Source organism: Amycolatopsis saalfeldensis (genome assembly GCF_900110575.1).
GTDB lineage: Bacteria > Actinomycetota > Actinomycetes > Mycobacteriales > Pseudonocardiaceae > Amycolatopsis > Amycolatopsis saalfeldensis.
Genome location: NZ_FOEF01000030.1, coordinates 41,005 through 60,150, shown reverse-complemented (window position 1 = coordinate 60,150; position 19,146 = coordinate 41,005). Strand labels below are relative to the sequence as shown.

Below are 19,146 nucleotides of genomic sequence, written 5' to 3'. Positions count from 1 at the left end.
GCAGGGGTGACGTGGGCGGCGCGGTGCTAGTGGACCGAGGCGCGGTAGAGCAGCCGGTGGTGGCGGGAGCTGTCGCACGGTGACGCGGTGTGGAGGGTGGCGAGGTTGTCCCAGATGACGAGGTCACCCCGGCTCCAGCGGTGGGTGTGCACGTATTGCGCGCGCGTCGCGTGCTTGAGCAGGTCGGCCAGCAGGGCGCCGCTCTCCTCGTCGCTCAGCCCTGCGATGTGGCGGATCACCATGGACCCGAGCAGCAGCGAGCGGGTGCCGGTCACCGGATGCTGCAGGACGAGGGGGTGCTCGACTTCTGGATCGCCGGCGAGGGTGCCGGCTGCGGCCGAGGACTGCCCGCCGCCGGCCTGGCGCTGCAGCGCGCCGAGGTGCTGGATCGAGTGAACCGCGCGCAGGTCCTCGATCCGCTGCTTGAGGTCCGCGGGGAGGTCGGCGTAGGCCCGGGTTGCGTCGGCGAACCGGGTCTGGCCGCCCTGCTCGGGGGTGATCACCGAGTAGAGCATCGTGGCTCTGGTCAGCTGTGGCTTGAACGAGTTGTCGGCGTGCCACTCTTCTTCGTCGTCGCCGTCGTAGATGCCGACGTGTGTCCCGTGTTCGACGATGTTGCTGATCGTGGTCAGGCCGGGGAATCCGCCGACGGCGTACCGGCGGTCGACGCCGGTGTCCACGGTGCCGAAGCACCGGGCGGCCGCGAGAAGATCCGCGTGATTGAGGTGCTGGCGCGGAAAGATCAGCAGCCGGTGACGGTGCAGAGCCTGCAGCAGGGCCGGAACAGCGGGCCCGGCCTCCGCCGACGTGAGGTCGCCGTCGACGATCGCGCCGAAGCCGGTGTCGTCGAGCGGGCGCGGGGTAAAAGGCATCGTGGTTCTCCTGTGGGGGAACGCGGTTCGGTTGCTCAGAACTGGGATGACTGCAGGAACGTGCCGATGTCCTTGATGCCGGTGGCAGCCATGCACAGCCGTTCGATGCCGATGCCCAGGCCGACACTGGCAGCCGGGACCCGGCCTGCGGTGATCGCTTCCCAGGCCAGGGCCTGCTCGTCGTCGTAGAGGTCGACTGCGCGGGCGCGCTCGGCGAACGCGTGACCATCGACTTCGTCCTCGTAGCCGTGGACAACTTCGATGCCGTCTACCAGGAGCTCGAACCGGTTGAGGGTGGCGGTGGCGCCGGGCGTGAGCCGGGCGCACGGCTCGTCACCGCCGATCGGGTAGTCGGTGAGGAACACCGCTGCTCTGGTGCTCTGCGTCTCCAGCTCGTGTTCGACAAACTGCCCGAGAACTGCTTTGAACGGGGTCTGCTCGTTCAGCCGCAGGCGATCGGCCATCCGTACTGGCAGGTCGCCGAGAGGTTCGCGGCGCAGGTCGATGCCGAAGAGGTCGCGGATGTGGTCCGCGACGGAGATCCGCACCGGGGTGTAGCGAATGTGCGGCGCGGTGAGCCGTTCGGCCAGGGCGATGAGGAAGTCGAAGCTCTCGTGGGCGGCGTAGAGGTCGAGCATCGTGAACTCCGGTGCGTGGAGCTTGTCCGGCTTCTCGGGCCGGAAGCACGGGCCGATCTCATACACCCGCGGGTGGAATTCCAGGTTGACCCGCAGAGCCGGGCCGATCATCGTGCGCAGGTACCTCTCGCCGGCGACTTCGGCCGGAGCTCGGCGACCAGGACCGAGGTTGGCCTTGCGCGCGACGGGTGTCACGACCTCGACGAACTTCTCCGAGCGGAGGGTGGCGCGCAGGCTGGCCAGCAGCTCGGATTTCGTGGCGATGGGGTCGGGCATGCCGCTCTGCCTCGTTTCGTGTTCCGGTGGCACTGGATGGGAGCGTGGGGCCGGCCCGACCTGGAGGCGTGTGATCGTCGGCGGCGACCTCAGCTTGGTGTGACAGGTGGCGTAGGAGAACCCCCGTTGCGTGCCCCTCCGGCGCGCACCTGCGCGCGGCGGGTGTTTCTCCGAACCTCGCCCGCCGGTTTCCAGCAGGTCAGAGGGCTTGTGAACGCAACGGCCACGCAACATCTGCGTGCACCCGGCGCAACACTGCGGACCGTTGCGGCGCCCCGTGGGCGTGCCTAGCGTGATTGTTCAAGCGCTTGGCGCAGCAGCGTTTCTTGCCGTGACGTGCGGTGGGAACGCGCGTGTTCCGGGCGTGGACTCGCTCCACCTGCGTGCACTGCGCACAGCGGCATTCCGAGCCGATGGGTCTTTGCTTCTTCGTGCCATTCGGCCCACCGGCGCTACTGCCCCGATCACACGGACTCGCGGGATGCCCCGCGACCGAAGGGAGAACTCATGACCGCTCCGACCGCCGTTTTGATTCCGGACGAGGGACTGAAGTTCGGCATGCGTCCCGACGCGGACGACTCCAAGGCCGGCATGCGTCCGGACGCCGACACCGGCCTGAAGCTGGGCATGCGTCCCGACGCGGGCAGCCTCAAGGCCGGCATGCGTCCCGACGCCGACACCGGCCTGAAGCTGGGCATGCGCCCGGACGCGGTTTCCTGACGCACCGCTGATCCGCCTCGACCGTGCTCCGGCGTGATCGTGGGTGCTCACCGGCTCCGTGGGCGTCCCGGCCGCGCCGGAGCACGCCCCGTCCCAGTCCGGAAACCCCAGAATTCCCGATATCTGGAGGATTTGATGCCCAGCTCCGCCCCGCGCTCGGCGACCCGGCCGGCACCCCGAGGCAGGACGCGCAACGGCACTGGCGCGTCTGGGCCTGTCCGCAAGACGCTGGGACCGCGGCTGGTCACCGAACTCGAAGGACTCTGCGGACGCCCCACGATCGGGCTGTTCGATGTCTGCCGGGATCTCCTCGCCATCCTCGCCGCGGCGGTCATCGGGCACTTCATCGGTCATGTCGTCGGGCCCGTGCTCGCCGTCTGCTACATCGGTGTGCGCCAACGACATCTCTCGAACCTGGCACACGAGTGCGTGCACTCCAAGTTGATGGCCACCCGCACCGGTAATCGTCTTGCGGGGTACGTGCTGACCGCGCTTCTCGGCGAGGGTTTCCCGCCCTACCGCAGCAGCCACTACGTCCACCACGCCAAGCTCGGCTCCGACAACGATCCGATGTTCCAGTCCTACCGAGCCGGCAACATCCGCGCGGCTGGGGTGACGCCGAGCCGCCGTTCTTTCGTCGTGCGGGTCATCGTGCGCAATGCCTTGTGGCGCCTCCCGAAAACCGCTGCCTTGGTCCTGGTCACCAGGGCACCTGGAGAGACCTGGCGAGCGCTGGCGGCACGAGGCGCGCTGTGGGCCGGCGCCCTCGCGGTGTGTTGGCCCTTCGACGCCGAGTTTCAATTCCTGCTCTACTGGCTGGTTCCGCTGGTCGTCGTCAGGCCGGTCGTCACCTGGATCACCGATCTGGGCAACCACGCGGGCCTCATCGAGAACACCGACGTTCTCCTGCAGACCCGCGGATGGTCTTCGCACTGGCTCACCCGGCACCTGCTCGGCGGGCATCTCGACGACATGTACCACCCGATCCACCACTGGTGCCCGCAGATCCCGTGGCGGCGCCTGCCCGAGGCCAAGGCTCTGGCCTCGGCGAGCCTTCCGCGCTGGAACGACGTTCCCTGGTGCTCCGGCTATTTCTTCCGCCGCCGGTCCACGCCCGACCTGCCGTGCGTGATCGAGGACATCATCGCCCGCCTGAGCACGAACGCCGACGACACCCGCCTCCCGCCCGCCAGCACCGCGGCTGCCTGACTCACGCCGCCACGCCCACCAACCGACCAACCGGCACCGAGCCCCGCCGGACACTCCTCGTCGCGCGGGCAGCGAGGTGTGCCCGCGGACATTCGGTCACCGCCGCCGAGGAGGCGGCAAATCATGACCCAAGCCGATCCCATCGCCAACAGCTTCGACGAGTGGACTCAGCTGCTCGAGGTCGTCGTCGGCCGCGCCGAGCACTACACCGAGCACCACGTCGACACCTCATGGCGCCTGTTCTTCTTCGACAATGTGGCCCCCATCCTCGGAAACACTGGTCCTTCGCAGCCTCTTCTGCAGATTCCGGAGCAGCTGGTCGACGAGCTCAACGAGGACATCGCCGGCCTGGTCGACACGTTGACCGGCTGCGGGGTGAACGTCCTGCGACCGGCGGCTCCGGGCAAGGCCGTCGACATCCGCACCCCGCAATGGGATGCCCGGGCCACCCCGCCGCTCAACGTCCGCGACCAGACGATCATCCTCGGGAACACGATCGTCGAGACCGCGCCGCACGTGCGCGCCCGAGTCTTCGAGAACGACCTTCTCAAGCCGATCTTCTACCGCTACTACGCGGCCGGCTCGAACTGGCTGAGCATGCCGCGGCCCGCGCTGACCCGTGATTCGCTGGACGACGCCTACTTCCGGCGCCGGGGCGTCGACGTCTCCCGCGCCGCTGAAGGGGAAGCGGCGCTCGGTATCGACGGCCTGGGCCTGGAGATGATCTTCGACGGTGCCCAGTGCATGCGGCTGGGCTGCGACGTCTTGGTGAACGTCGCCAATGTCAACCACGAGCTGGCGCTGCGCTGGCTGCGTGAGAACATCCCGCAGCTGCGGTTCCACCGCCTCGACGGCATCGCTGACAACCACATCGACAGTGTGATCGTGCCCCTGCGCCCGGGGTTGCTGCTGTTGCGTTCCCCTGAGTACCTGCCGTTTCTGCCGGAGGCCATGCGGTCGTGGGACGTGATCTATCCCCCGCCCACCGACGAACCCGAACCCGACTACAGCGGTTTCGGTTTCGTCGTGCCCATCGCCAGCCGCTACATCGACATCAACGTGTTGTCGGTCAACGAGGACACGGTCGTCGTCAACTCCCATTACCCGGAGCTGGTCGATCTGCTGGAGAAGCGCGGCTTCACCGTCGCGCCGGTCCGTCACCGGCATCGCCGGCTCTTCGGCGGGGGCTTCCACTGTTTCACCCTCGACACCGTGCGCGCCGGTGGCTGCGAGGACTACATGACCTGATCGCGCCCGGCACTTCGCTGCGGATCCGCACTCCCCAGCGCCCCTGGTCCCAACCGTTCCCTAGCAGTCCGACGCACGCCCTCATCCGATGTCAGGAGATCGAGTGAAGACCTACACCTGGCCGCCGAGCCCAGACTTCTGGACCGACGAGTTCCCCGCACAGACCACGACCCGGACCACGCCGTACCTGTTCAAAGGAATCATCCCGGAGACGGCCGCGCACTCGGACGACTTCCTGGCCGGCTTCGAGACCATCCGCCGGGCGCACGCCGCGCAGCTGGACATCAAGGCCAAGGCCCGCGTCTACGTCGGTGAGGACCGTCGTGACGACCTTCTGCCGTCGGTGCTGACCGCGCCGGCCTGGGACGGGGCGAGTTTCGTGCCCTGGATGCAGGACCTGGTCGGCGCCGAGCGGTTCAGCCTGGTCATCAACAACCTGGAGACCGTCAGTCCCGGCCTCGCCGCCGGGTTCGGCGCGTTCCTGCGCACGCTCGTCGACGGGTGGGGGTTTCCGCTGGGCGGCGCCGAGCAAGTCGCCTTCGCCGGCAACTATGCGGGCACGGCGTTCGGGGTCCACGAGGGCTACGAGGACGCTTTCCTCGTCCACCTCGGCCCGAACCCGAAGAACTTCTACACCTGGCCCGCCGACGAGTACGAGAAGCTGACCGGCGGCAAGAAGCCGCTCTACGGCGACTACCAGTGGCTGCTGGCGCATGGCGAGCACTTCGTGCTGGAACCGGGCGACGCTCTGTTCCTGCCGCGGCGGGTGTTCCACGTCGGCACCCAGGACCAGTTCTCCGTCTCGGTGGCCATTCCGCTCTACACCTACCCGCACGCGGCCATCCTGCGCCAGCAGATCATCCCCGATGTGCTGGCCTCGCTCCTGGACGACCGCGGGCCCGACGACGCGCTGAGCGAGCCGTCGCCGATGGCCGCCGCGGACGCGGGCAGCATGCCGGTGGCCGAGCAGCTGGCCGGTCTCGGCCGCAACCTTCTGCTCACCGCCGCCGACCGGGTCACCGACGCGGCCGAGCGCCACGCTCGCCAGCGCTGGCACACCGTGCTGAGCAACGGTGGCTGGGAACTGTCGGCGAACGACCTGTCCCGGCAGGAGGCCGCCGCGGCGTTCGACCCCCAGCAGGTGACACCCGGCGCGACCGTGTCCCTCATCGCCCCCTACCAGCTGTTCGTCACCGATGACGGTGTCTTCTTGCGCGGCTTCGACATCGACCTCGACGTCACGTCGCTGGACCAGGACACGGTTGCCGCGCTCAACGCCGGCGACAGCATCGCCCTGCCCGCCGACGATGCCGTCCTGGCCGCCTTCCGCACCCTCGGCGCGACCGGCGGGCTGCGCCTCACCACCCACTCGATCGGCCAGGAGGAATCCGCGTCATGACCCCCGAAACGTCGTACGTTCACGCCTACCTCAATGTCCATCCGGAGACGCGTGAGGTCGTCGAGGGTGCCCTTCTGGGGACCTTCACCTCGGGCCAGGACCTTGTCGAGAAGCACCTCGCGCCGATGATCGACTGGGTGTACGAGCAGATCGCCGACCAGGTCGGCGCCAGCGAGCTCAACGCAGCCCAGGCGCGGATGTACATCGAGGAACTGTCGGTGTTCGCCCGCTACAACGCCCAGTTCCTCAAGCAGGCCGCCACCGCCGTCGAGGGCTTCTGTCCCGAGCTTGCCCACGAACTGCGCCGCAACCACCTGGAAGAAGGTGGCGAGCGCGGGAAGGTCCCGGCGCACTTCGTGCTGTACTCCCGGGCGCTGCTGGCCGACCTCGGCCTGCTCGTCAACGGCCACGTCCCGGCGGCTGAGACCCTCACGCTGGTCGCCTTGCACCAGTTCATGGTCGGCTCGCACATGCCCAGCTCCATCGCCGGCAGCTACTACGCCACCGAGGCCGTCGCGATCGCCGAGACCGAGATCCTGCGGGACATCACCGACCGGTACGGCCTGCTGACGATCCAAGCCAGCGGCAGCGAGCTGCCGCAGCTCGACTATTACTACCGGCTCCACCTCGACGACGACCACGAGGGCACCCAGGTCGCAGGGCTCAGCGTCGAAGCAGCACACATCGAAGGCCTCGCCCAGTTCATCAAGAAGAGTGAACTGTTCCACATCGACCTTCCGCAGGCCCTCGACGGCTTCCTGCAGATCCTCGAGGCGATGGCAGACTGGTGGGCCCAACTGATCCGCCGCTCGCAGGAGATGAACCGATGACCGCTGACACCACCGACGTCGACACCGCTGCCCGCACCGGCGGCTGCCTGTGCAGGCAGCTCCGGTTCCGCGCCACCGGTGAACCGGACTACCCGCACACCTGCAGCTGCCGACACTGCCAGCACCTCGGCGGCGGCCCGATGATGTCGTGGGTGAGCTTCCCGCTGACCGGATTCTCTTGGTGGGCCGGCAGTGAGCCGTCCTGGTACTACACGTTCGAAGGTGAGACCAAGCGCGGGTTCTGCCCGAACTGCGGGACCCAGGTGTGCGCCCTGGACGACGACGGCGACAGCATCGCCATCACGCTCAGCGCGCTGGACTCCGCCGACGACCTGACTCCGGTCAACCAGTCGTTCCGGGATGACGCGGTGTCGTGGCTGCCCCAGGTCCCCGACACGCGGCACAGCGCCGTCGGCTAGCGCCGCGACTACCCGGGGTGGGCGGTAGCCCTGCTGCCGCCCACCCGGCCCGCCGGTGTCCGCATCCGGCATGACGCGATCGGCTCGCCGTTCACCGTTTTCCTTTCTGCACAAGAACATCTACGGGAGCCGTATCGTGTTCAGCCCGGCCGCAACGAACGAATTCGGTGTTCTGCGGTGTGTCGCGATGCGCTACGCCGGTGACTTCACCCGCGTTCTCGGCGGGGATGACGTGCACCCGGTCCTCGTCCGGCAGATGACGACCAGCACCTGGTCGCAGCCCGACGTGTCTCTGGTCCGAACGCAGCAGGACGCCCTGATCGCGCTGCTGCGCAGCCGGGACATCGAGGTGATGCTGCTCGATCAGGCCCCGGGTTGCTCGGTGCAGCACTATCCCCGTGATCTCGGCTTCGTCATCGACAGCACCCTGTTCCTGGCCAGGCTCAACTCCGAGCACCGGCAGCCGGAGGCCGCCGCGCTCGCGCGCCTGGCCGCGGACGTTCCGAATGTCGCGCGTCTGTCGGCCGGAACGATCGAGGGCGGGGACGTCATGCTGCACACCGGCTCAGTCCTCGTCGGGCGCAGCGAGGAGACCTCCAGCGCCGGCATCGACGCGCTGCAGGACGCGCTGGGCGAGGCCGGGATCGATCGCGAGGTGATCCCGGTGCCCTTCGCCGTTCCCGGCATCGTCCATCTCGACGACCATTTCAACATCGTCGCGCCGGGCATCGCGCTCATCCACGCTGCGGTCTTCGCGCGCCCCCAGCGGCGCTGGTTCGAGCAGAACTTCGATCCGATCCACGTCACCGACGACGAAGCGCGCGGCGTCCAGGTCAACGTTCTCGCGATCGCGCCCGGCACCGTCGTCGTCGCCGAAGGCAGCGAGCGGATCTCCGGTGAGCTGCGCGAACGCGGCGTCGAGGTCCTGGCCGTCGACTACTCGGAAGTCACCAGGGTGCCCGGGTCCTTGCGGTGCACGACGTTGCCGCTCACCCGCGGTTGAGCTGGCGCTCGTCCGCCGGGATGCGGCGGGTGAGCCGTCCGGGATTCTCGCAGTCGTCCTGCTGTGGCTAGAAGTCGTGGAGGGGCTCGCCGGCGAGGAGCCGGCCGATCCGCTCGGTAAGCCTCCGGCTCTGCAGGTGCTGGGACAGCAGCGACGCCCGGCTCGTCAGCGACGTGTGCTCGGCGGTGTCTCCGCGCAACCTCGCCAGCTCGGCACCGGTGATCAGCAGTTCGACGGCGTCGCGCGTGCGCTTGGACGGCAAGTTCGTCGTTTCCTTCAAGGCCTGCGTCCCGGGCTCGGCCAAGCCGGCCACCGCCAGCGCCCACGCCGCCTGCCCCTCCAGCTCCGGGCGATCGAACCACGCGATCCAGGCGGGAGTGGTGGATGGCCGGGCCCGTTGGAAGTGGTCCCTGGCGCGGGAGACCGCGTCGAGCACCTGCGCCGGGCTGTCGTTGAGTGCCCATGCGCGAGCCTCGGTGATCGCGGCGTAGGCGCGCACCAGCTGCGGGGCGCCTGCCGCGGCGAGGACCGCGCTGCGGGCGTGGGCCAGGACGTCATCCCGGCCGCCTTGCGTGGCGGCCAGCCGGGCCTGGTGGATGTGCACGCGCGTGATGCGCGCGCGGTCCCCGATCGCCTGGGCCAGCCGCATCGCCTGCAGGTCGTAGCGCTGGGCCAGCCCTGGAAGCTGATCGTCGTAGGCCATGCTCGCGACGGTGAGCACAGCGTCCACGACGCTGCCGAAGAGCCGATGTCCTCTCCGCGTGGAGAAGGTGCCGTTGAGCATCGGGGCGGCATGGGTGGCGAGGAACGAACTGAAGACGCTTCTGAACTTGCCGCCGCCGTACTGGGCGTCCAATTTCCCGAAGAGGCGGGTCTGGTCATCGAGCAGGTCGATGTCGGCCGCGGAGACCTTGTACGGCCCGCGGCCGGAGATGACCGTGTCGGGGGGCATGACGAGTGCTTCGCGGGAGGCGACTCCGAAGACGCTCGCAGAGAACGCGCTCTGGACGACGGTGCGCTTGCGCATGGCGTCGAGAGTCCACAGCTTCGAGAGCATGTGCACGGCGTGGGCGACGTCTCTGTATTCCAGGGATTCGGCCGCGATCCGCGTGGTGTCGGATGACCAGCCCAGGCTTTCGGGCGTCACGTGCCTGCGCAGCGCGGAGGACAGGACGTGACACACCGCAGCCGCGAGTTCAGCGCCGGGCTTTGCATTGCTCGTGCACCATCGCGAGACGGTGCTCGGGCTGACCGTGTGCGGCACACCCACGGCCTCGCACCGTTCTCTGACACGGTGGGCGAAGCCTCGCAGTGACCAGTCGAGGCGCTCGAGGTGCTTGCACAGCACCTCGTTGCGGTTCTCGCTCTTCTCCGTGTGCGGGCCGGAGCGCCCCATCGCACCACCATTCGTTGCACGCGTCATGTCGATGTCCTGCAAGGCGACCAGCGTGCAGGCCTGTCGGCATCCGGCCGGCGGCTGGGCGTCGGCTGTAACTCGGATTTCCCGCTCGGCGGTGTTATTCACCCGACTGGTCACCCCCTCGCATTAAGGAAATAGAACTGCTCGGACAATTACCAAATTCAAATTGCAGTGACACAAGCCCTTCCGAGAGAGCCGACTCGCGACTCAGCCGGAAAGACTTGTCGATACGAATGCCCGTACGGCCGCGGAGGTCGCCTGCACCAGCTTCGCCCTTTCTGGCGAGGTGTTCTCGTCGTTGACCCGCTTGCGGTTCGGCAAGTCCTGGTCCCCGGACAGTCGCGGGTTCTGCAATGGCTGTTACGCAGGGTCTCGTGTTTCGCGATGCCGTGACATGCTGTTACCTAGGGAATTCCGGCCAGGTGCAGGAATGGGAAAGCGGACCGGGCTCGCGGTCTCCCCGGCGGAGTTGTCGTTTTGCGCACTGGCGTCCTCACATCGGCGCGACCTCGGCGGCTCGGGGGTGTCGCGATGCGTGCTCGGGGTTGCGGCTCTGTCATGTCGTCGGTCCTTTCCCATCGTGGTCGTCGTGGGTGATCAGGCACCAGAGGTTCTGGATTCCCCGACAGGGATCTCGCGTGTCGCGCGGAGGGTGCCCGTGTCGAACCTGCGGCTTCCACCCTGTAGCGGATCACCGCGGCGCGACAGCGGCTAGCGTCAAGTCCCGTCCCAATGGCGTCAAGTCCGCCGCGTTGACCTCGACCCGCGTGCCGAAGATGGCGCCGGCCTCGCGATCTTCGGGCCACGACGGTTCCCGCGAAGGGAGCCAGTCCACGGTCGAGCATGCGGGTCGCGGCATCCGCTCTCGGTGAGCCGCTGAATGCGGCGAACGACGGGCCGTTCCGTGTCGTCACGGGGTTCACCCGGTCGTCGGTTTGTGGCACGAGCGGCGGCCGGAGATGCGCAGTCCGCAGGAGAGTAGGTCGTTGACCGCAGGTTCGGGCAGATCCCCACGCTCGGCCATGGCCCGGGCGCGCCGGAGCCAGTAGTAGAGCCCGAATCCGTCTGGACTTTTGTACTTTGCGGGCATGTCGTTGGGATTCCCCTCGAATTCACAATATGTGCGCAGCCTCGCAACGGCTTGACTCCATGCGCGTTCGTGGTCCGGTCGCCAGTCCAGGCCGATCTCGGTGAGCAGCGCGACCCGGTCGGGTTGGAGCTCTCCCTTCGCGTGCAGATTTCGTTGATGTGTCAGCCATTTCCCCAGTTTGACCATGGTCGGGTCGGCGCTCCCGAAGGAGAAGTGGCCGTGCTGGTCGCAGAATTCCTTGACTTCACCGAAGATTCGCAGCCATTCGGCTTGCTTGGCGGGAACCGGGTTCCACTGCATGCCGATCGATTCCAGCAACGCGACCCGGTCTTTGACGAGGTCGCCTTCGTGGTGCAGGCGACGCTGGGTGCAGACCCAGTTGTAGAGGGCGTTGATTTCCTTGTCCTGGCTGGGTTTGACGGCCGGGACGTTGAGATGGCCGTGGCGCCGGTGAAAGTTCTGGGCGACGGCGAAGTGGGCGCGCCAGGTATCTTCGGTTGCCTCGGCTCGCTCCCAGATCATCCCCAGCGCATCAAGTTCGGCGACCTGGGCGTCGCTCAGTTCCCCGGCAGTGCGGTTGATGCGCTGACGCCCAAGCCATCCCCTGACTTCGACTCCGTCAGGTGAGTGGGTGCCGCGGCCGGTGAGGATTCCCGGCGCGGTGCGCACACCGTCGGGAACGCGGATGTGGCCGTAGTCGGCCCGATAGGCCGTCAGGAATTCGATCATCTGTCGCCAGGCGGTGTCCTTGGGCGACCAGACCATGCCCAAGGCGTCAAGTGCCGCGGCGCGGTCTGCGGCGAGGTCGCCGACGCCGTGCTGGCGGCGCGCCCTGTGAACGGCGTGGCCGATGTCGACGCCGTCGTGGGTCTGGGATTTGGACACGGCGATGTGACCGTGTTCGGCGTGGTAGGCGCGCAGGGCAGCAAGGTGGGTTTCCCAGAGCTTCTGGTGCGTTTTCTGGCGACTCTGGACGGGGTTCCAGTCCATGCCGAGCGCGTCGAGGGCAGCGATCCGATCGGCGGGCAGGGTGCCGGCGCGGCAGTGGCTGCGCTGCTGGTTGAGGATCCGGGCCAACGGGTAGGACTGTCCGCGCAGGTCAGCGCACTCGTAGTTGTGCGGCACTTTGAGGTGGCCGTGCTCGGCGTGGAACGCGGTCGCGGCGGCGAGCTCCTTGTCCCAGGTGGCCTGTTGCAGGTCCCAGACCATGCCGAGGGCATCCAGCTCAGCGATCTGGGCATCGGTGAGCTGATCGGCGGCGCGTGCGGAGCGGCGAGCGCTGATCCACCCGGAGAGGTCGACGTCACCTTCGATGTGGCCGGGTTCCGGCAGAAGGTGGCCGTGGGAGCTGTAGAAGGCGCGCGCGGCGAAGATCCCGCGTTGCCTGGCGCTGTGGCGGGGTTCCCAATCGATGCCGAGGTCTTCCAGTGCGGCAATGCGGTCGGCGGGCAGGGTGGCGGCACGGCGGGCGGCACGGATCCGCGCCACGATCGCGCCGACGGTCGGCTCGCGATCACGGCTGACGTTGATGTCGCTGTGTTCGGCGTGGTACTGCCGGAGCGTGGCCAGGTCTTGGAGCCATGGCGTCCGTTTGGGTTCCGCGGTGGTCTTGCGCGTGCGGGGCCGGCGGGTCAGCGCGCCGAGGTCACGTAGCTGCTGGACACGGTCGGCGGGCAGGTCGCCCTGTTCGGCTCGGCGTCGCTGCCTGACGACCCAGCCGTAGATGTGGAAGCCGCTGGTGGTCTGCTGGCCGGCGCGCAGGGCCGAGAGCGGGCCGACAGTGCGGATGTAGTCCTGGAGCTCGGCGATCGCGCGATCCCAGGGGTCGGCGGGGGTGGGCCATTCGATGCCAAGCGCGTCGAGAAGTTCGACGCGATCGGCGTGAAGTTGCCCGCGGCCGTGCTTGGCTTTCTGGTAGGCCAGCCAGTTGTCCAGGTCGGCGCCGTCGCCGATGCTGTGGCCGGGGGGAACGTCGAGGTGGCTGTGCTGGGAGTGGAAGGCCCGGACGGCGTCGTAGGCGGCTTGCCACTGCTGTTCACGGGAAGAAAGTGGGTTCCAGTCGAGGCCCAGTGCGTCGAGGTCGGCGATCTTGTCCGCAGACAGCTTGTTCTTGGTGCGGGCAGTGCGGTACTGCACGACGAGGGTGTAGACCTGGCGCGCGTCGGGGTCGTCTTCGGCTTGGGCGTAGGTGACGTTGATCGTGCCGTAGCGATCGCGGACGGTGGTGAGGGCGGCCAGGGACCTGGCCCATCGGCTGCCCCGTTTCTGCCAGATCATTCCCACGGAGTTCAGACCGGCGATCTGGGCGTCGGTGAGCTCACCATCGGCATAGCGTTTGCGTTGCAGGGTCAGCCAGTCGGCGACGACGGTGCCCCCGCTGGTGGTGAAACCGGGCGGGATGAGGATGTCGCCGTGGTCGGCATAGTAGATGCGCAGCGCCTCCATGACGCGGTCCCACGACCTGGCACTGCCGGGTTCCCAGTCCATGCCCAGGGCGTCGAGCGCGGCGATCCGTTCGGCGGGCAGTCTGTTCTGGCGCCGGCGGGTGCGGCAAACGCTGAGAACCGAGTAGAGGTTGATGCCGTCGTCGTTGACCAGGTCCTCGGGAACGCTGATGTGACCGTGCTTGTCATGAAACTCTTGCAGTGCAACAAGGTTGGCTTCCCAGCGCGACGTGGCCGGGTCCCATTCGATGCCGACCTTGTCCAGCATCAGGATCTGGTCGTCGGTGAGGGTGTCGCGCTTCGCGCGCTGGGTGTCGATCCAGTTGCAGAGCCGATATTCCTCGCCGCGGACGTTGTAGACGGTGTGGGTGCGCGGTACTCGCAGGTGCCCGTGTTCGGCGTAGTACTCGGCGCACGCGGCGTGGCTGTGTTCCCACCTCGACTGGTGCGGACGCCAGGGCATGTCCAGCTTGTCCAGCGCCGTGATCTGGGCAGCGGTGAGCTTGCCCTTCTGACATTCGACGCGGCGAAGCTTGAGCCAGCCGGCCAGGTCGACGCCTTCGTCGTCGTCGAGGGAGTGCAGTTGGTCGGAACGCCGGACGTCGAGGTGGCCGTAGAGCATGTGGTAGCGGGTCGCCGCAGCCAGGCCGCGCTCCCAGTTCTGTTCAATGACAGCGGTGGAATCCCAGACGATGCCCATCTCGTCGAGCACGTCGATGACGGGCTGCTCGAGGGTGCCGTTGCGGTAGGCCGTGCGCATCTTGGTCAGGAACGCGCCGAGCGCCGGATCGGCCTTCTGGCTGGGCAGCCGCCCGTGTGCGGTGTAGAAGTCGCTGACCTGGGCGAGCCGTTCCTCCCTGGTGTAGCTGTGGCCCTTCTGTTTCCTCGGCCAGTGCATGCCGACGGTGTCCAGGCGTGCCTTGCGGTCGGCCGGCAGGGTGTCGCGCGCGTGGGCGGCACGTTGTGAACCCAGCCAGGCCGCCAGGCTGACGTTGTCCTGGCGGAATGTGACTGGCGGCCGCAGGTGCCCGTGTTCGATGTAGAAGGCGTGGGCAACGCTGAATCCGCGTTCCCAGTCCGCGGCGCGCGCGTCGAAGATGAAGCCGAGCTTTTCCAGCGCGGCGACGCGGTCGGCGCCGAGCCGGTTCTGCTTGTAGGCAACCCGGGTCGAGCTGACCCAGTTGCCGAGCCGGAAGCCGTCGCCGATGCTGTGGCCGGGGTTCACCCGGGAATGGCCCCAGCGAGCGTGGAAGTCGGCAAGGTGGGCGTAGCCGTCCCACCACTTCGACGTGGTCGATTTGACCAGCCGGATGGTGAGGTGTTCGACGAACTCCGGGGCGCGGGCGCGGTGGGTGTCGGGCAGGATGAAATCCAGGCGGTCCAGCCCGGACTCGGTCGTGAAGTGGCTGGCACGGTAGGAGTCGAGGGCGTTGCCGAGCATGTCGTCGTGGGCACGCAGGCCACGCACGACCTGCCACAGCACTTGGTAGGAACCGGCGTCGATGGTGTCGTCGTCTGTGGCGGCATCGTCGTCGGCGAGCAGGATCGGCACGAGGATCGTGGCGATGCCGCTGCCCTCGGGGTCGCGGCGCAACGCCCGGCCGACGGCCTGGACGATGTCGGTCGGGGACTTTTTTGGTGCGGTGAAAGCGATGCCGTCGACGGTCGGCAGGTCGACGCCTTCTGACAGGCATCGGGCGTTGGAGATGACCGACCAGCCGTCATCGGGCGGGTTGGCCAGGTGAGACAGAATGTCGCGGCGCTGGGCCTGCTTCATTTTGCCGTGCACGTGTGCGGCGTGCAGGGGGCGGCGTGGCCGCAGTGCGGGTGGGATCGCGTCAATGGTCTGCTGGAAGGTCTCGGCGAATCGCCTGGCGTCCTGCACCAGCGGGCAGAAGGCGATGACGCGGCGCAATCCGAGTTCGGCGGCGGCGCGGGCCGTGGCGGCCTGGACCATCGCGGTGTGCTCGTCGGGCAGCTGGCGCCCGGCGCCGAGGTGGCGTTCGGAGTTGCGCAGGACCGCCAGTACTTCCGCGCGGGTGACACCGACGACCACGAGCCGGTAGTCGTCAAGGTAGCCCTCGTCGATCGCCCGGGAGAATGGGTAGCTGTAGAGCACCGGACCGAAGACGTGCTCGTCGTCCATGCTGTAGCCGGCGGTGTCGCTGCTCTTGCCGGATTCCCACATTCGCGGGGTGGCGGTCATGTACAGCCGGCGGACGGCGGGCAGTACCTCGTCGTCGTGGAGCAGGGCGGTGGCCTTGTCGACCGAGCCGGCGCTGTGGTGCGCTTCGTCGATGACCAGCATGTCTGCGGCGACCGCGGCTTTTTGCAGGCCGGCGCCGATGACGTGCGCGGAGATGTGGGTGCCGACGATGAGCCGGACGGCGGCGGTGTTGTCCGCTCGCAGCCACGCGTCGACGACGTCGGAATCGGTGGTGACCGGTTCGAGGATGTCCTCGGTGCTGGCCTGGTCCTCGAGGGCGACCGAGTCGTCGCTGCACACGGCCAGGGCGCGGTGGTCGTCGTCGCTCTCGGCCCAGGCGGCGAGGGTCTGGGCAACCAGGCCGACGGTGGGCACGACGATGACGACGATTCCGCCGTGGTGCACCAGTCGTTCAGCCGACCATTGCGCCATCCGCGTTTTGCCGGTGCCGCACGCGGCCCGCAGCTGGCCGCGGCCGCCGCCGCGCAGGCCGTCGACGACGCGGGCAACTGCGTCACGCTGGTAGGCCCGGTCGCTGAAGTCAGGCGCGGGCCCGTCGCCCGCCGGGCCGGTCGTGAACAACGCCGTCTGGCCGGCTGTTGCGGTGTCGTGGGTTCGTCGTCGAATTGTGCTGGGTGCCAAGGGATCGTTGTCCTCGGTCTGCTGGGTTGCCGGGGATCGGAGGGGAACAGCGGTTCAGGCTCCGTGGGTGATCAGCCTGGCGGGGCGGCGGCGCGGAACACCGGGTGCGGGCTCGGCCGGGGGTTCCAGCGCATTCCGAGCGCGTCGAGCGCGGCGATCTGCTCGCCGGTGAGCGCATCGGTCCGCCGTTGGATCCTGACGGCCTCCAGCCATGCGCCGAGGCGGCCGTCCGGGGTGTTCGGGTCCGGGGCGATCGTGATGTGCCCGTGCTGCCGGCGGTAGTCGGTCAGGGCGGCGACGTGGTCTTCGAACGTCTCCGGATCGTCGTGCCAGTGCATCCCGAGCGCGTCGAGCGATGCCTGGAACACCGGATGAGGTCCCTTCGGGGTGATCCAGTGCATCCCGAGCGCGTCGAGCGCGGCGATCTGGGCGTCGGTGAGCTTGTTTCTCTTGCGCTCGATCCGCACCGAGATCAGCCAGGATCCGAGGCGGCCGTCCGGGGTGTTCGGATCCGGGGCGATGGCGATGTGTCCGTGCCGGGCGTGGTACTCGGTCAGCGCCGCGACGTGGTCTTCGAACGTCTCCGGCTCGTCATGCCAGCGCATCCCCAGCGCGTCCAGCGCGGCCTGGCGCGGCGGTTCCAGTTCACCGGCCGCGTGGCGTGCGCGTTGCTTGTCCAGCCAGCTCCGCAGGTCGACGCCCTCGACGCGCAGGGAGCGCACCGGTTCCAGGTGCTGGTACTGGTCGTGGAACGCGGTGGCCGCGCGCAGCCCGGCGGCCCACTCCGCAGCGTGCGGGTACAGGTCGAATCCGAGTTCGTCCAGGGCGGCGATGCGGTCGGCGGCGAGGCGGCCCTGGCGGTGGGCGGCGCGGACGTTCTCGCACCACGCGCCGAGCTTGATGCCGTCGTCGGTGACGTGGCCGACCTCGACGGTGCTGTGGCCGTGCTGGGTGTGGAATCGCTCGAGCGCGGCGTAGCTGTCCCACCAGGGACTTCGGGCCGAGGAGATCATCTTGGCGGTGAGGTGGTGCAGGAAGGTGCCGTCGTCGTAGCCAGGCGGCAGCGCGACCAGCACATGCTCCAGGGGCTGCTGCTCGTCGTAGAAGTAGCGCTGGTTGTCCCGGGCGTGCTCGGCACGGTCGATGGTGACGCCGAGTTTGTCGTCATGGGCGCGCAGGGCGCGCACGACCTGCCAGAGCAGGCGGTAGTCGGCGAGGTCGGTCTCGTCGAGATCGCCGGGCTCGTCGGGCAACAGGATCGGCACGAGGATGGTGGCGGTGCCGGTGCCACCCGGGTCGCGGCGCAGAGCGCGGCCGATGGCTTGCACGATGTCGGCCACGGACTGCTTGGGATGGGTGAACACGATCCCGTCGATGGTCGGGACGTCGACTCCTTCGGACAGGCACCGCACGTTGGTGACGACGGTCCAGCCGTCATCGGGCGGGTCGACCAGCAACTGGAGGCGCTTTTCCCGTTCGGTGGTGCTCATACCGCCGTGGACGAAGGAGGTGGTCAGGCGTGCGGCGGGCCGCATGGACTTCGGCAGGCCGGCGAGGGTGACGTTCATGGTGCGGGCGAAGTCCGCGGCTTCGTTGAGGTAGCGGCAGAAGGTGAGCACCCGCCGCAGGCCGAACTGAGTGGCGGCTTTCGCCAGGACGGTCTGGACCATCGCGGTGTGCAGGGAGGTCGTGGAGTTGCCGGCGACCGCGCCGCGCGGGAGCCCCGCCAGGTGTTCGCGGATTTCCTTCCGGGTCGCGCCCATCACGACCAGGCGGTAGTCGTCGAGGTAGCCGTCGTCGATGGCGTCGGAGAAGGGGTAGTCGTAGAGCACCGGGCCGAAGATGGTCTCGTCGTCCATGCCGATCATCTGCTCGGCGAAGCGGCGGGTGCCGCCGTTTCCGTCCCGGGCCACGCTTTCGCCGATGACCTTGGGGGTGGCGGTGGCGTAGAGGCGGCGGGTGGCCGGCAGGTGCTCGTCGTCGTGCACCAACGCGGTGTGCTTGTCGATGCGTCCGGCCGCTCGGTGCGCCTCGTCGACGATTAGCAGTTCGGCGGTGGTTCCCGCGGCTTGCAGCGCGGCGCCGATGACGTGGGCCGAGCGGTGTGTGCCGACGATCAGCCGCAGTCCCGCTGTCGTCGGGGTGCGGAGCCAGTCCGCGGCGACGGCGGGATCGGTGGTGACGGTCGCGGGCAGGTCGGCGACCGCGGTGGCCGAGTCGGCGACGGTGTCGTCGCTGCAGACGGCCAGGGCGATGTGGTCACTGTTGGTCGCGGACCATTCCCACAGGGTTTGGGCGACCAGGGCTACCGAGGGGCATGCGACGACCACCACTCCCCCGGGCGGGCAGAGCAGTTCGGCAGCGCGCTGGCACATGCGGGTCTTGCCGGTGCCGCAGGCTGCGCGCAGCTGGCCGCGGCCGCCGCCGCGCAGGCCCAGGATGATGCATTGAATGGCTTCGACCTGGTAGAGGCGGTCGCCGATCTTCGTGTGCCCGCTGGTGATGGCTTCGAGGGAGAACAGGGCATCGGCGACGTCGGCCGATGGCGGGCTGGGGCGTGTCCCAGTTCTCGTGGAAGCGTTCGTCGGCGCTGGAACCACGGCTCCTTGATCGACCGGCAGCAGGGCACAGTAACGTTACTGAATGCGCGTTACTGAACGCAAGGTGCAACTTCGTAGAGACCCGGCCCACCCTGGCCAGGGCGGGTCACACCCAGCGACACGTCACCCG

Annotated in this window: 12 protein-coding genes; 7 read left to right on the top strand and 5 right to left on the bottom strand. The window is 68.3% G+C overall.

Annotated elements, in window-relative coordinates:
- Positions 1 to 26: 26 nt before the first annotated feature.
- Together BMY97_RS41505 and BMY97_RS41500 are read right to left on the bottom strand one after the other, a co-directional pair.
- A complete protein-coding gene (locus BMY97_RS41505; protein WP_091628588.1) occupies positions 27 to 872 on the bottom strand; it encodes a TauD/TfdA dioxygenase family protein in 846 nt (281 codons plus the stop codon).
- Between the two features lie 35 nt (positions 873 to 907).
- Complete coding sequence (locus BMY97_RS41500) at positions 908 to 1,786, bottom strand: amino acid--tRNA ligase-related protein (RefSeq protein WP_091628586.1); 879 nt, start codon at positions 1,784 to 1,786, stop codon at positions 908 to 910.
- 507 nt (positions 1,787 to 2,293) lie between these two features.
- Between BMY97_RS41500 and BMY97_RS41495 the strand changes: the two genes are divergently transcribed.
- The 7 genes from BMY97_RS41495 (at position 2,294) to BMY97_RS41465 (ending at position 8,614) form a co-directional block, all read left to right on the top strand.
- Positions 2,294 to 2,506, top strand: coding sequence for a hypothetical protein (locus BMY97_RS41495; RefSeq protein WP_091628584.1), 213 nt, complete (start codon positions 2,294 to 2,296; stop codon positions 2,504 to 2,506).
- A 135-nt stretch (positions 2,507 to 2,641) separates the two neighbouring features.
- Complete coding sequence (locus BMY97_RS41490; RefSeq protein WP_091628583.1) at positions 2,642 to 3,715, top strand: fatty acid desaturase family protein; 1,074 nt, start codon at positions 2,642 to 2,644, stop codon at positions 3,713 to 3,715.
- 123 nt (positions 3,716 to 3,838) lie between these two features.
- On the top strand, positions 3,839 to 4,963 hold the full coding sequence (locus tag BMY97_RS41485; RefSeq protein WP_091628581.1) for an inosamine-phosphate amidinotransferase 1: 1,125 nt from the start codon (positions 3,839 to 3,841) through the stop codon (positions 4,961 to 4,963).
- A 103-nt stretch (positions 4,964 to 5,066) separates the two neighbouring features.
- A complete protein-coding gene (locus tag BMY97_RS41480; RefSeq protein ID WP_218157005.1) occupies positions 5,067 to 6,362 on the top strand; it encodes a cupin domain-containing protein in 1,296 nt (431 codons plus the stop codon).
- Entirely contained in the window at positions 6,359 to 7,192 is an 834-nt protein-coding gene (locus tag BMY97_RS41475; RefSeq protein WP_091628578.1) for a DUF3865 domain-containing protein, read from the top strand. The genes BMY97_RS41480 and BMY97_RS41475 overlap by 4 nt, the downstream gene beginning before the upstream one ends.
- Positions 7,189 to 7,611 (top strand): GFA family protein, encoded by a 423-nt coding sequence (locus BMY97_RS41470; protein ID WP_091628576.1) that lies wholly within the window; start codon positions 7,189 to 7,191, stop codon positions 7,609 to 7,611. The genes BMY97_RS41475 and BMY97_RS41470 overlap by 4 nt, the downstream gene beginning before the upstream one ends.
- Before the next feature lie 187 nt (positions 7,612 to 7,798).
- Positions 7,799 to 8,614 carry a dimethylarginine dimethylaminohydrolase family protein gene (locus tag BMY97_RS41465; RefSeq protein ID WP_218157004.1) on the top strand — a complete coding sequence of 272 codons (816 nt, stop codon included), beginning with the start codon at positions 7,799 to 7,801 and terminating at the stop codon, positions 8,612 to 8,614.
- A 67-nt stretch (positions 8,615 to 8,681) separates the two neighbouring features.
- Here the strand turns inward: BMY97_RS41465 and BMY97_RS41460 are convergent, their stop codons facing one another.
- The 3 genes from BMY97_RS41460 to BMY97_RS41450 all read right to left on the bottom strand — a co-directional run bounded on the left by BMY97_RS41460 (position 8,682) and on the right by BMY97_RS41450 (position 19,016).
- Complete coding sequence (locus BMY97_RS41460; RefSeq protein WP_218157003.1) at positions 8,682 to 10,151, bottom strand: NsdA family TPR-like regulatory protein; 1,470 nt, start codon at positions 10,149 to 10,151, stop codon at positions 8,682 to 8,684.
- A gap of 802 nt (positions 10,152 to 10,953) precedes the next feature.
- Positions 10,954 to 16,416 (bottom strand): DEAD/DEAH box helicase, encoded by a 5,463-nt coding sequence (locus BMY97_RS41455; RefSeq protein WP_091628573.1) that lies wholly within the window; start codon positions 16,414 to 16,416, stop codon positions 10,954 to 10,956.
- Between the two features lie 71 nt (positions 16,417 to 16,487).
- Entirely contained in the window at positions 16,488 to 19,016 is a 2,529-nt protein-coding gene (locus BMY97_RS41450) for a DEAD/DEAH box helicase (RefSeq protein WP_091628571.1), read from the bottom strand.
- Positions 19,017 to 19,146: the final 130 nt, after the last annotated feature.

Excerpts from the sequence above, each read along its gene's own strand:
- BMY97_RS41505 (WP_091628588.1), bottom strand. The coding sequence starts at position 872 with ATGCCTTTTACCCCGCGCCCGCTCGACGACACCGGCTTCGGCGCGATC.
- BMY97_RS41500 (WP_091628586.1), bottom strand. The coding sequence starts at position 1,786 with ATGCCCGACCCCATCGCCACGAAATCCGAGCTGCTGGCCAGCCTGCGC.
- BMY97_RS41495 (WP_091628584.1), top strand. The coding sequence starts at position 2,294 with ATGACCGCTCCGACCGCCGTTTTGATTCCGGACGAGGGACTGAAGTTC.
- BMY97_RS41490 (WP_091628583.1), top strand. The coding sequence starts at position 2,642 with ATGCCCAGCTCCGCCCCGCGCTCGGCGACCCGGCCGGCACCCCGAGGC.
- BMY97_RS41485 (WP_091628581.1), top strand. The coding sequence starts at position 3,839 with ATGACCCAAGCCGATCCCATCGCCAACAGCTTCGACGAGTGGACTCAG.
- BMY97_RS41475 (WP_091628578.1), top strand. The coding sequence starts at position 6,359 with ATGACCCCCGAAACGTCGTACGTTCACGCCTACCTCAATGTCCATCCG.
- BMY97_RS41470 (WP_091628576.1), top strand. The coding sequence starts at position 7,189 with ATGACCGCTGACACCACCGACGTCGACACCGCTGCCCGCACCGGCGGC.
- BMY97_RS41465 (WP_218157004.1), top strand. The coding sequence starts at position 7,799 with ATGCGCTACGCCGGTGACTTCACCCGCGTTCTCGGCGGGGATGACGTG.